The organism is Chryseobacterium sp. PMSZPI, assembly GCF_002835665.1.
Lineage (GTDB): Bacteria > Bacteroidota > Bacteroidia > Flavobacteriales > Weeksellaceae > Chryseobacterium.
Map to the genome: position 1 here is coordinate 1 of NZ_PIZV01000077.1, position 14603 is coordinate 14603.

Annotated in this window: 15 protein-coding genes; 2 read left to right on the forward strand and 13 right to left on the reverse strand. The window is 34.4% G+C overall.

Annotated features, from left to right (window positions below; translation table 11 throughout):
* Positions 1-147 precede the first annotated feature (147 nt).
* Entirely contained in the window at positions 148-888 is a 741-nt protein-coding gene (locus CW752_RS15760) for an SIMPL domain-containing protein (protein ID WP_101240656.1), read from the forward strand.
* Positions 889-997: 109 nt separating this feature from the next.
* Here the strand turns inward: CW752_RS15760 and CW752_RS15765 are convergent, their stop codons facing one another.
* The 5 genes from CW752_RS15765 to CW752_RS15785 are packed head-to-tail and all read right to left on the reverse strand — an operon-like array spanning position 998 to position 5906.
* Complete coding sequence (locus CW752_RS15765; RefSeq protein WP_101240657.1) at positions 998-1510, reverse strand: GNAT family N-acetyltransferase; 513 nt, start codon at positions 1508-1510, stop codon at positions 998-1000.
* 2 nt (positions 1511-1512) lie between these two features.
* Positions 1513-1734, reverse strand: a complete 222-nt coding sequence (locus CW752_RS15770; RefSeq protein ID WP_101240658.1) for a PspC family transcriptional regulator — start codon at positions 1732-1734, stop codon at positions 1513-1515.
* Between the two features lies 1 nt (position 1735).
* Complete coding sequence (locus CW752_RS15775) at positions 1736-2998, reverse strand: DUF2851 family protein (RefSeq protein WP_101240659.1); 1263 nt, start codon at positions 2996-2998, stop codon at positions 1736-1738.
* A 28-nt stretch (positions 2999-3026) separates the two neighbouring features.
* On the reverse strand, positions 3027-4175 hold the full coding sequence (gene bshA, locus CW752_RS15780; RefSeq protein WP_101240660.1) for an N-acetyl-alpha-D-glucosaminyl L-malate synthase BshA: 1149 nt from the start codon (positions 4173-4175) through the stop codon (positions 3027-3029).
* Between the two features lie 27 nt (positions 4176-4202).
* Positions 4203-5906: a glycoside hydrolase family 3 protein gene (locus tag CW752_RS15785; RefSeq protein ID WP_101240661.1), complete on the reverse strand. Its 1704-nt coding sequence runs from the start codon at positions 5904-5906 to the stop codon at positions 4203-4205.
* Between the two features lie 115 nt (positions 5907-6021).
* Between CW752_RS15785 and CW752_RS15790 the strand changes: the two genes are divergently transcribed.
* The gene (locus tag CW752_RS15790) at positions 6022-6561 is read left to right on the forward strand and encodes a hypothetical protein (RefSeq protein ID WP_101240662.1); all 540 of its coding nucleotides are present in this window, start codon (positions 6022-6024) and stop codon (positions 6559-6561) included.
* A gap of 941 nt (positions 6562-7502) precedes the next feature.
* On the opposite strand, the gene ribA is transcribed toward CW752_RS15790, so the two are convergent.
* From ribA to CW752_RS15830, 8 genes are all read right to left on the reverse strand, one after another.
* Positions 7503-8099, reverse strand: coding sequence for a GTP cyclohydrolase II (ribA, locus tag CW752_RS15795; protein ID WP_101240663.1), 597 nt, complete (start codon positions 8097-8099; stop codon positions 7503-7505).
* An 18-nt stretch (positions 8100-8117) separates the two neighbouring features.
* Complete coding sequence (locus CW752_RS15800; RefSeq protein ID WP_101240664.1) at positions 8118-8576, reverse strand: hypothetical protein; 459 nt, start codon at positions 8574-8576, stop codon at positions 8118-8120.
* Positions 8573-9187, reverse strand: coding sequence for a DUF4254 domain-containing protein (locus CW752_RS15805; protein ID WP_101240665.1), 615 nt, complete (start codon positions 9185-9187; stop codon positions 8573-8575). The genes CW752_RS15800 and CW752_RS15805 overlap by 4 nt, the downstream gene beginning before the upstream one ends.
* Positions 9188-9202: 15 nt before the next feature.
* Positions 9203-9418, reverse strand: a complete 216-nt coding sequence (locus tag CW752_RS15810; RefSeq protein ID WP_101240666.1) for a twin-arginine translocase TatA/TatE family subunit — start codon at positions 9416-9418, stop codon at positions 9203-9205.
* A gap of 31 nt (positions 9419-9449) precedes the next feature.
* The gene (locus tag CW752_RS15815; protein ID WP_101240667.1) at positions 9450-11009 is read right to left on the reverse strand and encodes a peptidoglycan DD-metalloendopeptidase family protein; all 1560 of its coding nucleotides are present in this window, start codon (positions 11007-11009) and stop codon (positions 9450-9452) included.
* On the reverse strand, positions 11006-11851 hold the full coding sequence (locus CW752_RS15820; protein ID WP_101240668.1) for a DUF4292 domain-containing protein: 846 nt from the start codon (positions 11849-11851) through the stop codon (positions 11006-11008). The genes CW752_RS15815 and CW752_RS15820 overlap by 4 nt, the downstream gene beginning before the upstream one ends.
* Before the next feature lie 111 nt (positions 11852-11962).
* Positions 11963-12979: a sugar phosphate nucleotidyltransferase gene (locus tag CW752_RS15825; RefSeq protein WP_101240669.1), complete on the reverse strand. Its 1017-nt coding sequence runs from the start codon at positions 12977-12979 to the stop codon at positions 11963-11965.
* A 148-nt stretch (positions 12980-13127) separates the two neighbouring features.
* Positions 13128-14555: a lipopolysaccharide biosynthesis protein gene (locus tag CW752_RS15830; RefSeq protein WP_101240670.1), complete on the reverse strand. Its 1428-nt coding sequence runs from the start codon at positions 14553-14555 to the stop codon at positions 13128-13130.
* Positions 14556-14603 lie beyond the last annotated feature (48 nt).

Below are 14603 nucleotides of genomic sequence, written 5' to 3' on the forward strand. Positions count from 1 at the left end.
GGTGTCTTATTAAGATTAGAAGAAACAGTACCACTATATATTGAAAGATTAAAGCAAAGGCAGAAATAATGTTAAAAAAATCTTAAAATATTGGAATGGAAATTGATACAATAATTATTGTAAAATAATACCAAACTCACAAATTTTATGAACAAAAATAGTATTGCAATAGCAGTAGCAATAGGTGCATTAGGCTTTATAATAGGCCTCTGGTTTTTAGGAAGTGCAATCAAGAACAGAAATAAATCCGAAAATACGATTTCCGTGACGGGGCTTGGAACCAAACAATTTACTTCAGATCTGATTACATGGTCCGGAAGTTTTTCTAAAAACAATATGGATTTAAAATCGGCTTATGATGAGCTGGCACTGGATAGAAAAGTAATTAATGATTACCTGATTTCAAAAGGGATAAAGCAAAATGAAATTGTATTTTCATCGGTCGATATCCAGAAACAATTCAGGAGCTATAATGACTCTAATGGGAACTATGTACAAGGAGAGTTCTCAGGATATAATCTGACTCAAAAAGTATCTATTGAAAGTAAAGAAGTCGGAAAAATTGAAAATCTTTCAAGAAACATTACGGAAATTATCAATCGCGGAATTGAATTTACTTCCTCATCTCCCTCTTACTTTTACACTAAATTAGCTACCGTAAAACAAGAGATGATTGCCGGTGCAACGAAGGATGCAAAAGAACGTGCCGAAAAAATTGCAGAAAACTCCGGAAGTAGTTTGGGAAGTCTTAAGAAGGCAACCATGGGTGTGATCCAGATTACAGCACCTAACTCCAATGAAGACTACTCTTATGGTGGGACATTCAATACTTCCTCTAAAGAAAAAGAAGCCAGTATTACTATAAAATTAGAATACGAAGTGAATTAATCAATAGAAATGGGCTTTAGCCCATTTTTAAATTTTAAAACATTCCATTTTGGCTTTAGCCAAAACTTTTAAACCATGTCAAGATTTTGAACCTTGACATGGTTTATTTTTAAGGATATACAATATCGCAAATTTCATTTTTGAGTTCCTCCACATTCTCTGGAGAATAGTTGGCCAACAGCCATAAATTTAAAGACTGTTTTCCTTCACCATAGCTTGGCTGTATATAAGTAGTGTCAATCAGACTGAAATTATTTCTTTGATAGAAAGAGTAGCGCCTTTGAGCATCTTCGCTCAGATCTGCAGGTTCGATTTCCAAAATAACACTGGGATAATTTTCTAATAAATGACCTACAATATGTGAACCTAATTTTTTGCTTCTGAATGTCTCAAAAACCTCAAAATGCTCTACAAAAACAAACGAGCTCAGCTCCCATAAGATGAGATAACCAATGGCTTCAGCCTCGTGTTCTACAGACATCATTTTTACTTTCGGATTTGAAAACAAGTCCAAAAACTGCTCTTTATCTCTTTGTTCATCTATGGGAAACGTGCCGGTATAAGATGTGTAAATTTCCTGAACTCTGCTGTCTTCTCTAGAAGTAATCGGTAAAAATTCCATAATTATAAATCGAAAACACTTGGCCTTCTTGTAATGAAAATATCCTTAATCCAAAGGGTAAATGCTAAACCTAGGTAAATTAAAAAGAAAAAACCGGCTGTGGCAAAAGTAGAGTAGATAAAGAAAATCCTTAATCTAGATACCGGAATACCTAATTTGGCTCCCATTCTCGTCAGAACACCAAACCATTCTCTTTCCATTTTATGACGAATATTATCAAACATTTCAAGATTCTTTTAAAAGTTTAAATCCAATACTGCAAGATAAGCAATTTTTTTCGTCACATGAATTTTTATAATGGTAAATCAGGCTCTGGCTTTCCAAAGCATTGGTTATTTTTATTCCGAGATTTTTCCAACTTGTAATAATTGAATTTTTTTCAGCAGGAATATTCCTGTAGAACTCCAATATTTCCTCCGCAATTTCCTCATGATGATACCTATGATAAGCATATTTTAAAGGTAATATTGTATTTAAAATAACGAGATCAATAAAATCTTTACTCAGTATTTTAGGATGTACTCTGGATATCGTTCCAAAGTTAAAATGAAAATCCCAATATTCAGAAGCTTTTATAGGCTGAAATATTTCACAAAGTTCATCCGTATTTTTTGCACTCATAATCTTCGAAAATAATCCCTGATACTGATAATAAAGGTCCGCTAATTGAGACAAACGAATCGTAGGAAAATTAGGAGGTCTTAATCGTAAAAATTTAGGATGAAACTGGAGATCAGGAATATTGAATTTTACTTTGATAAACTCGAATTCTCTTTTCCACAGCTTCATTTGACCATCTTCAGGAACATTCAGCCAACCCGATAGTCCAAAGAATAATGCTTCAAGCTGAAGAGGGTTCTGACGGATTTTATTAATAATGCTGTAATCAACACTTTCTGCAATCTGTCTGAAAATAGGAGCATTAACTTTTAACCCAAAGGAATAAGCTAAACTATGGAATAAAACAGCTTCAAAATTATTTTTATGCTGGATCAAATGCTGTTCAAGCTCTATCGCTTTTTCTTCAAGCTTTTTTAGAACATTCTCCTCATGAAAATTAACAGGAATTTTTTCTTTGTTGAAAATTTTTTCACAGGGAATAAACTGGTTTCCTTCTATGAGTCTTTCGTATTTCCATAATGTGTTTTCGTTGATATAGTCTTTCAGTTCTATGGTAGGAACCTTTTTGTCTGTATGCTCATCAATTTCCAGATCATGTTGAAATATAACATGCAGAATAATATTTTGATAATTAGGATCCTGAGAATGATTATGGAAAATCCAGTCGGAAGAGCGAACGTGAAGCTCTATATTGCCGGCAAGAATCAATCCGTTGGTTTTAATTTGAGCATCCAGAAAATCCGGACCTGCATCTTTATTCCATTTGCCGAAGTGTATGATCTCAACGGAATTTCCTTCAATATCCTTGAAGTCAAAATGTTTGAAAACCTTATAGTTCCAAAGATATTGAAGTAGCTTTTCCGTCATAAGTGTGACGATAAATATAATAGAAATATTATACTTTCGTCAACTCCTTCTTAAAATTTTCTATCGTTGTTCTATACATTTTTTCATATATAGGAAGAATGTTTTTTAAATCGAATCTTACCGCTTGTTCTTTCGCATTTTTCTTCATTTTGGTTAAAAGATCTTCATTGCTTAATAGCTTAATCGTATAATTGCTCATCGCCTCAACGTTCCCGATTTCTGCTAAATATCCTGTTTCTCCCTGAATGTTTACTTCCGGAATTCCCCCTGCATTAGAACTGATGACAGGAGTATAGGCTGCCATAGCTTCCAAAGCTGCTAAACCAAAACTCTCTTGTTCGGAAGGAAGTAAGAAAACATCAGAAAGTTGTAAAATTTTATACAGATCATTTACTTTACCTAAAAGACGGATTTTTGAAATGAGGTCCGGATTTTCTTCAAGAAATTGGTTAACCTTTTCCATATCAGGTCCTTCTCCGATAATGATCAGTTTAGATTTTACTTTTTTCTCTACGTTTTTAAAAATCTGCAGTACCTCCTCTACACGTTTTACCGGGCGTAAATTTGATACATGGATTAATATCTTTTCATCAGGATTGGCAAACTGTGTTCTCTGGCACTCGGAGCAATCATCAAACTCAGAATTATCAATAAAATTGGTAATAACCTGAATTTCTTTTTTGATATTGAAAAATTGAAGCGTATCTTTCTTCAGACTTTCAGAAACAGAAGTGATGGCATCTGACTTATTGATAGAAAATTCTACCGCATGTTTATAACTCGGATGTTGTCCTACAAGAGTAATATCAGTTCCGTGTAAAGTAGTAACCAATGGAATATCATTGTTGTCCTCCTGAAGCATTTGTTTGGCCGTAAACGCTGCATATGCATACGGAATAGCGTAATGAGCATGAAGAAGATCCAGTTTGTAAAGGTTCACAACCCGGTAAATCATAGAACTTAACGCAATATCATAAGGCTGGTATTGGAAAAGCGGATATGTCTGAACATTTACTCTGTGAAAGAAAATATTAGGATTGGTAATGTCTAATCTTGCTGGAAGAGCATTGCTGATAAAGTGTACCTCATACCCTTTATTGGCCAGAGACATTCCAAGTTCTGTTGCTACAATTCCGCTTCCTCCATAAGTCGGATAGCAAAGTATGCCTATTTTCATTAGTTTATTGTTGTTTTTGATGTTGTATTATTTGATATTCAGGGTAGAGATAGAATTCAGCTCTATTCCCATTCCCGGTTTCAGTTGATCATTAACCAGAACAGGAAGTTTCCCCCATATCTTTGTTTTTCCGTTTAAAGCGTCTGCTGTTGCATTCATCGAATCATCATTGTTTTCATAAGATACAAGAACCGTTGAAACCTTTGAAATATCAATATCTTTTAAAGCATAAGCACTTCCAAACACATTAAGGATCACATTTTGATTTTTAGTCAGATCAGCTAGTACTCTTTTAGATTCCTCTGAAATTTTATAAGGCTTATAAGCTGTTGAATTATCTTTATGAAAGCCTATAATCACCGTTGAACCTGCCGGTATTGTATTGATCTCGTTTCCTTTTTTAATAATGATATTGGAGCCTAATCGATTAGCGAATGTCTGATATGGTGCTTCCTCCAATGGTACATAGTAAACTTTCTTTCCAGCCACCGGAAGTAATTTTTTATCATCCTTCAATAAAGTCAAGGCATTGGTATAAAGATTTTGAACCAGTGTTTTATGAGAATCATTATTCAAGTCAGAATTGATATTGTCAGGATTTTTAGCAGTGTACTGAGTTAATCCTAAGAAATATTTTGTTAATAAGATTTTCTTTACACTTTCTTCCACTCGGGATTGAGAAATTTCTCCTTTATCAATTGCCTTTTGAATCAATTTTTTTCCTTCAGAAACTCCTTGCGAAAAAAGCATGATATCATTTCCGGCTTTGAAAGCCATCGCATCCAGTTCACCCGGTTTATATTTATTAGCAACAGCTCCCATATTTAATGCATCAGTAATGATCAAGCCTTTATATCCTAATTTATCTTTCAGCAAGCCGGTAATAATATTTTTTGAAACAGAGGCAGGAATTCCTTTTCCCGATTCCAGACTGGGAACATATAAATGAGCAACCATCACTCCTCCAATTCCTTTATCCATCAATGCTTTGAATGGTGCCAACTCGATTGTATTAAGCCTATCCAGATTATGGGAAACTACCGGAAGGTCAAGGTGAGAGTCTGTATTAGTATCACCATGACCAGGGAAATGTTTGATCGCTGCTAATATATTATTATCCTGAAGTCCATTCGAATAAGATAGGGCAGAGTTGATCACATTACTTACTTCTGACCCGAAACTTCTGTTGCCAATGATAGGATTATTGGGATTGGTATTTACATCCACTACCGGTGCAAAGTCCCAATTGATTCCCATTCTGTGGCAATCTTCAGCAATTTTTGCTGACATTTGATAAATTAAATTCTTATCCTGTATTGCTCCCAGGGTCATTGCCCAGGGGAATTTATGTGCTGTTGCTATTCTTTGGTATAGTCCCCATTCCGCATCCATTCCGATCATTAAAGGAACCTTGGATTTCTGCTGAAACTCATTTACAAGGTTGATTTCTCGGGCAGCATCATCTTGCATTAAGATCAAACCTCCGATTTTGTCGTTAACAACAATATTTCTTACCTGATTAATAAAGTCTTCACCTTTATTAGTATACAATGCAACAATAAAAAGTTGCCCCAGTTTTTCGTCCTGAGAAAGATTTTTGTATGTTTTATCAACCCATTGCTGAGCTTTTTGCAAATCTTCTTTTGAAGCATTTTTCGGTTGATACTGGGCGTTAGCCTTTGGACTTATCAATGCTGCAATAAAGAGAGAAGTATATAATAATTTCTTCATGACTTTTTGAATAAGAACAAAAATACGATTAAAAAAATGACGAAAACAACGTTTTTGAAATTTTTGGTATATGATTTGAATATGCATTATAAATAATAACTAAACTTTTATAGAAATGAAAAAAATTTTTCCATTTATACTATTAGCTGGTATTGGTTTCTTATCATATAGTTGCGACAATAAAGATGATACTGTTATTCAACAAACTACACCTTCCTTAATGAAAGATGTAACAGGTTCGTTTAATAGTGGAAGTAACTATGCTTTCAAACAAGGAATCAGCATTAAGAATACAGATGTAGTTCTTGTATATAGAGATGCTGGTGGGGCTTGGCAGCAAATTCCTAAAACAGTTGTTTTAGACAACGTTGCTGGTATGCCAACCAATAGAGTATTTGAATATAACTTTGTTTTCGATTCTCAAAATGTACAAATTAGAGTTGAAAATGAAAACTTTAATCTTGATACAGGTACTACTTCAACTGAAAAAGCAAATTGGTTAAATAACCAGAGATTTAGAATCGTACTTGTTCCTGCTGATCCAGGTAAAAACGTTGGTAAATCTGCAGCACCAGTTGATTATAGCGATTATAACGCAGTGGTTAAGTATTATCACCTAAACGACTCTAACGTACCTTCAACAAGAGCAAATTAAGAAATATCTTTTCAGTTTTTTATAATTAAAAAAAGCTCCGGGAGAATCTTCTCTCGGGGCTTTTGATTTATGAATGTTATATAATTGTCAATAGAGATATAGAGGATCAATCGCAAAAGTTGGGGAGAATTTGAATTTTATATTTAAATACAAAGAAAAACGACGATAAAAAACGGGTGGATTTGAATGGGTAATATTTAATTGACCTAGGAAGCAGGAGCGTTAAAAAAATTGAGATTGAATCCGTTAAAAAATTTCCACTGTTTGAGCATGGCTTGAATTTTGAGTCGAAGAAGAAGGATTTGACTCCATGCGAGTTTGGAAATTTTAGGAGTCAATCTCAATTTTTAGTGGATGATTCTAGTCTTGAATTTTTGTATACTTTTGTTTTAAGACAAAAGTATAAATAAAAAAAATCAAATTTACATCCATGCTTTTCTATGTTGTCCCCAACTTTTGAGACTGATCCGATATAGACAATTTGAAAACCCTATGAAAAAAGTTCATGAAGGTCACTTATATAACAATTAAATATAGGATCAAGCGGCAAAAGTTATAGGGCTTAGAATATTTAGATCTGTTTAATTTTAAAATTTAATGCAAAGGATTTCTATTATCCGGTGTTGTATTTTAGGAAGCAAAGACTGAATCAATTGTATTGATTCTTTCTAAGCGTACGCTTTATCTACATCGCTTCATCAGCGACATTTGTCGCTTTCTTAGCTCCCTTGTCAATAATCAATTGCATCTTGTCTTTGCGTTGAAATAAAATTTCAGTATAAAGCCTTAGAGGAGTAAAAAGATAATTCTTTTTTTCTTCAGATTAACTAATTTTTTACTTGGTCCCCAAGTTTTGCACCTGATCCTAAATATATTTATGGCAGAACCTGAAATATATAAAAACAGAAAAGCTTCAGAATGTTCTGAAGCTTTTTATTTATTTAATTGTCATTGTCATCTAAGAGATGCCCAAAGAAATCTTTTTTTGTTTTCAGATATCCTTTGCTTATTTCATTAGCAGGGATCTGTAGTGGAATCCTTGAGTTAAGATGTATATTGCTGTTTACAACATGTTTTACCTTTTCAGGATTGTTGGTAAGAAGATTAATGTCTTTTACATCTAATACATTAAGGATTTCAATGGCTACACCAAAATTTCTGTCATCAGCAGGAAGTCCTAGTTCAAGATTGGCTTGTACTGTGTCAAGTCCTTTTTCCTGTAAAGAATAAGCTTTAAGCTTATTGATGATACCAATATTTCTACCTTCCTGTCGGAGATAGATAATAATTCCTCCATTTTCATGGATGTATTTCATTGCGGCATCCAATTGTTGGCCACATTCACATTTTTTTGAATGGAAGACTTCTCCTGTGATACATTCCGAATGAAAACGAACATTAACAGGTTTTGAAAAATCTGTATTTTCTGCGATGATTGCCATATGTGGCATCCAGTCGTTTTCATTTTCGGAGAAAGCAATCATTCGGAAATTGCCGTGTTCCGTGGGAACATTGGCTTCCGCCTGAATTTTAATCATTGATAGTTCAATTAGTTTTTAACTTCCTGGTAAAGCATCTTCAATAACAGAAACATTGGTTTTTAAACGAACCAAATACCTGTTCAGAACTTCATTGTCGTCCTTATCAAGTTTCTGTCTTAATTTCTGAATCTTTTTATATGATTTTTCGAAGCTTTTAAGAGATCTGCCTTTGCCTGCCGAATTGTTGGCGTCAATTGCATATAAATAATTCTGAAGGCTGTATTTCATACTGGTTACCTCATCATTCAATCCGTTGCTTTTAAACTTAGGAAAAGTAGAGATCAGATTTGAAATTTCAGAAGCGTTTACATTCTCTTTAATATTGATATTGAAACTCTTCTTTGAGCCTCTGTCAGAATCGGAGCCTTTTGTTTCACTATAAAAATTATTTGACAACGGGGAAAGGTTAAGCTTTTCCGTTGCGCAGGAAGATGTTAATATTATAAGTACTCCAAAAAAAACTAGTCTTTTCATTTCTGTTGCCCTTTTTGATAAAGGATTGGGTTAAGACTTTCATCGTTATACATTTTCATTTGTTTGTAAACTTTCATCTTAACGGTACCGTTTTCAATATCAGTAAGCAACTGGTCTATAGAAGTTGATAGGTCTTCTTTCTGAGTAAGCAGTACATCCAGTTTTGCCTGGCAATTGTTTCGATGCTCTTCAGAAGCGGATTCTCTATTGGCTTCTAACGACATATGATAAACCTTTAATGCAAGAATTGATAATCTGTCTACTGCCCAAGCGGGAGTTTCCGTATTTATCTTTGCTTCAGGTTTCGGAGTTATATTTTCAAACTTAGTAAGGAACCAGCTGTCTATAAATTCTACCAAATCAGTTCTTTTCTGATTGGAAGCATCTATAGTTCTCTTCAGTTGAAGAGCTTCAACCGGATCAATATTTTCATCCCTAATTATATCTTCCAGATGCCATTGAACGGTATCAATCCAGTTCTTTGCATACAAAATCCGTTCCAAACTATTTTTTTCAAACGGGTTATTAATTAGAGTGTTAACGTCATCAGACACGTGATAGTCTTCAATGCATTGATTGAAGACTTTCCATGCAGTCTCAGTGAAATTCATTAATGCTAAGGAATTTTAGTTACTGGAAGAATTATTATTTGTAGAAGAAGTGTTGTTGTTTTCAGAACCTGGTTTATCTTCTTCTTTTACCGCATCTTTAAATTCTTTGATCCCTGAACCAACTCCTCTCATGAGTTCCGGAATTTTCTTTCCTCCGAAAAGTAATACTAAAAGTATTGCTACGATTAGGATATGTTGCCAAGATAAGGCAAGTATTGTTAGTGTATTCATCTCTTAAAATTTTTGCAAAGTTAAGCTTTTTTTAATATGAAATCCAACCTAATGGATCAACTGGTGTACTTCCGCTCCATACTTGGAAATCAAGGGTATAGGCGCCGTCAAAATCTTGAGCAACAGTACCCACCGGAGTTCCGGAAGAAACCTGCTGTCCCTTGGAAACACTTACCCCTCCCAGGTTGGAATAAATGGTAAAATAGGTTCCGTGCTTAATGATAACAGTTTTTGTTCCGTCATTGTTTGCCAATACTGAAGATACTGTTCCCGGGAATACACATTTTGCACGTGTACCGGCAGGTACGGAAATTTTAATCCCGTTATTTTCTTCAGTAATATTTTTGAAAACAGGGTGTGGCTGTCTACCGAAACGGTGTGTAATTTGTCCGGCTCTGTCTGCAGGGTAACCGAGTCTTCCTCTATTTTCTGCAAAACTGTTTCCTGACGCTGTAGAAACACCGTAGTTTGTCATCGCCTTGGATTCTGCAGCTTTTTTATCGTCTTCTTTTCTCTTGGCAAGCGCAGCTTCTGCGGCTCTAGCGGCTGCTAATTTATCGGCAGCTTCTTTAGCTTTTACAGCGGCTTCATCGGAAGCTTTTTTAGCAGCAAGTTTTCTGGCTTCGTCCCTTGCACTGGCTTCTGCTCTGGCGGCTTCTTCATTACGTTTTCTTTCTTCTTCTGCTCTTTTTGCAGCTAATTCAGCAGCTTTTTTAGCTTCAGCCTCGGCTATTCTTCTTTCTCTTTCTAATGCTTCGGCTCTAGCTTTCGCCTCAGCTTCAATTCTTGCTTTTTCTCTTTCAGCAGCAAGCTTAGCCAGACGTATTTTTTCTGCCTCTGCTTTTCTTCTCGCTTCTTCTTCCGCTTTTGCAATTCTGATCTCTTCCGCAATAATGGCTCTGATCTGTCCTTCTAAAACTTTAGACTGGGTTTGTTTTTGTTTAAGCTCAGCAGTAAGTTTGGATTCGTTCTTTTTAAAGTCGGCTACCAGTTGTTCTTTTTGTGCTCGTTCAGCATTGATTGTGGCAAGATCTTTTTGTTGATTTACCAAAAGATTTTCTTTTTCTTTTACTGAGTTTTGTCTTTGGGCAATCGTTTTTTTAATCTTATTGGCAGCATCTGAAATTTCAGCTGCTTTTTTATCTTGATAGTCTGAATATTGTTTTAAGTACTGAACTCTTCGTAATGCTTCACCCATATTTTTAGAAGAAAGGATGAAAGTTACTTTGTTTTGTACCCCTTTGTTTTTGTAGGCGTTTACGAGAACTTCAGCATAATTTTTTCTAAGAACAGCCAATTCTTTATTCTGACGGTTAATCTCAAGTTGACGTAGATAGATATCATCTTCAATAAATCTCTTTTCTTTCTGAGTATTATTGTAGACTTTTTCTCTTAAAACTAACTTTTGATTAACGCTAGTAAGATAGGCTATAGAAAGTTTAGATTCGCTTCTTGTTTTAGCTAAATCTGTATTTATTTGTGCAATTTGTTTTTTAAGTTCGGCATTCTGTTTCTGCAATTGTTCTTTTTTCTGCCCCTGGTGCAGTCCGAACATAAGAACCCCTATTAAAAAGCTAAATTTTTTAATCATTTAATCTCAATTTTCTTATAACTGGATGGTACAGAATAAGGTGTTTCCATCCCCGAAAAGTCAAATTTCGTGTTTTCCAGTAAAATTTGACTAGATTTTGATCCTTTTATAATTATTTTAACATTTTTAGGAAGACGAATTCCGTTGTATTCATTCCAGTCGCTATAAGAGATTTCCAACTCATCTGTGGATAAAACGTCTTTTAAGTTGACACTTAATAAATCGTAATTGGTATCGTATTGCAATGCAATTTTATATTCTCTTGTTTTTTCGTCAGTGACAATTTTCTGGTTGGTGTTGGACACCATTTTATATCCCTGAGCATTTTGAGTTAAAGTAAATTGGGAATCGCTGATTTTGACAAAGGTTCTTCCTAATAATATTTTTTCCAGTGATTTGTAATCAATGAAATTAACATTGAGTAAGTTATTGAGATAATCAAAATCTGAATCAATATAAACTTTATTGACTTTGTCTTGTCCTTTTATTCCTTCAGGTGTGGCAATTCCTCTGGCAACATTCAGGAGTAGGGCTCGTAGATTCATCCATACCTTTTTGTCATTTTCGATATAGATGGTTGCATCCAGAGTAGGAATAAAGTTCCCTGTTTCCACACGTACTTTGCTGTCGATTTTGATTTGATCGAATTTTGGTGGGACCAATACATGCTCGTAAAATGAGAGTTTATCTCTTACAGGCTCATTTACGTCCTTTGGATTTCTGTTATCTTCTGTGGTTTTAATGCTGTCCCGTGTGTTGCCTGTATTATTTTGAATGGCATTACGGGTCTTACATGATGATAGGGCAAGAAGTAATAAAAAGAAGGGGATCCAATTTTTCATGTATTTATCTTTTCAATTAAAAAATACGTTGCAATATTAACGCCAAACCACACAAAACATTTTGTGTGGTTGGATTATATCTTGTTTAAGTTAAATAATTTCTACTCTTATTTATTTAGATAGAAAATCTAAAACGGAATAATCTCCTAAAGAAATTTCTCTAGCTACTCCAAAATATTGTGCAGAATTACCAATCATAGAGTTGGAAAGGTTTCCGTGATTGATTCTTGTGTTCTCCTGAATCAAAGAATTTTCGATATTGGAGTTTACGATAATCGTGTTGTTTCCTAACGAAACGCCAGGGCCTACTTTAGAATTGGAAATTTTTACGTTCTCTCCAATGAAACACGGAGGAATAATCAACGAATTTTCAATGACTGCAGAAGCGGGGTATTTTTCCATTTCTTCTTTTTCATAAGCAAGGATTTTGCTGTTGGTTTCTACGGTAGCATTCTTGTTACCGCAATCCATCCAGTCATTTACTTTCCCCAGAGTGAATTTTGCTCCTTTTGATCTTAGGTTTTCTAAAGCTGTTGTTAATTGATATTCTCCACCGTTTTTAATATCATTGTCCATGATATAGTTGATTTCGTCCATCAATTTTTCAGCACTATTGAAATAATAGATACCAATGATTGCAAGATCTGAAACGAAGGTTTGTGGTTTTTCAACAAAGTCTGTGATGAAACCATAGTTGTCTAATTTTACTACTCCGAAAGCAGATGGATCTTCTACGCTTTTCACCCAGATTACACCATCAGAGTTTTTATCTAGCTGGAAATCTGCACGGAAAAGAGTGTCCGCAAAAGCGATCACAACATCTCCCTGCATAGATTGTTCTGCACATTTGATTGCGTGTGCCGTTCCCAGAGGATCATTCTGGTAGTATATGCTTCCTTTTGCACCTAATTTTTCAGCAATTTGAATAAGTGATTTTTCAATCTCGGGACCAAAATCTCCAATGATAAAGGCTACTTCTTCAATGTTTTCTCCAGCAACTTTAGCAATATCTTCTACCAATCTTTGTACAATAGGTTTCCCTGCGATAGGGATAAGAGGTTTTGGAACTGTAAGGGTGTGTGGACGTAATCTGGAACCGCGTCCAGCCATCGGAACAATAATTTTCATAGATATATAAAAATGTTTTTTTGTTTAACTGTTGTTTATTTTTTGCTAAAGATAATATTTAAAACATTTTTAGAGTGTAATAATTGCCATCTTTAGTTGTAGTGTTTAATATTTTAGGCTAAAAGATCATCAAAATAAAGACCAAAGTTTAATTTTTTTTGATTCTCGACACAATCATGTCTTTTTCGGAATAAATCAAAACTCCAAGAAAAACTAAAAATAGGAGGTTACTTGTTAGAATACTGTAGTTGAGATATTTTACAATGATAAAACTGAAAACGCCCAATAATATCAAGAAGAAAGTCATCTTTTTCATTCTATAAGGAATAGGATAATATTTCTGTCCCAGAAGGTAAGAGATAATCATCATAATAACATATGCTCCGAAAGTTGCCCAGGCTGAGCCAATCATACTATGGTAATAACTTAATGCCAGATAATTTAAAAGAATATTAATACCTGCTCCAATCCATGAGATGATCGTCCCAACACTGGTTCTGTCTGTTACTTTATACCAGGTTGAAAAGTTATAATATATTCCAAAACAAAGGTTGGCAACAACAATAATTGGGATGATATCTATAGCAATCCAATATGATTTGTTGGGAATGAAAACATTTTTCAACCAAGAAATATTAGCAATGATTCCTAATGCAACAGCACATGCAAAAAAAGCAAAATATTCTGCTACTTTAGCATAGGTTTTTTTCGCATCACCTTTATCCATTTGTTTAAAGAAGAAAGGTTCAATACCCATTCGATAAGCTGTAACAAATAAGGTCATTAATACTGCCAATTTATAACATCCTCCGTAAGCACCTGCTTCTTCATCTGAGATATGGTTTCTTTGAATTGATTTATCAAAATTTTCATTGACCATAAAAGCAAGACCTGCCAACATTAACGGGAATGAATAGCGAATCATACGGGCAAATAAAGAGGTCACGAACTGAAACCGTACTTTAAGTATAACAGGGAGTAGTAATAAAACGCCTAAAGCACTTCCAGCTAAGTTACTGAAGAAAGGATAGTCTACATTTTGGTCCAATCCAAAACTTTTTGATACAGTTTCCGGGATCCAAAAGAATAGAGCTGCTGTAAAAACTGCCTGAAATATAGCCTGAACAACTCTTACTGCAGAGTATTTTATAGGCTTATTGTGAAAACGCAGCCAGGCAAAAGGAATTACTAATAAATTGTCAAAAAATGCAATTAAAGCAAACCATTTGATGTATTCAGGATTATCATGATATCCGGCATAATCTGCAATAGGTTGATTGAATAAATAACATAATGCAAGGAAGATAGAGGATGTTAAAAATAGAAACCAAAACGAAGTGTTGAAGGTCCTTTTTTCATTATTGTCTTCTGCTGAAAACCGAAAATAAGCTGTTTCAAAACCGAAAGAAAGTATAATGTTGACAAACGAAATCCATGCATAGAGCTGGGTGAAAATCGCAAAACCTTCATTGGGAATTTTGTAAATCAAAAGTGGATTAAGAATGAATAAAATAATTCTTGGCGCTATAGCCCCCACTCCGTAGATGATTGTTTGGCCTAATAGTTTCTTATACAATTCGAAAAATTTTATGCAAATGTAAATATTTAGAAATTGATTTCTAAT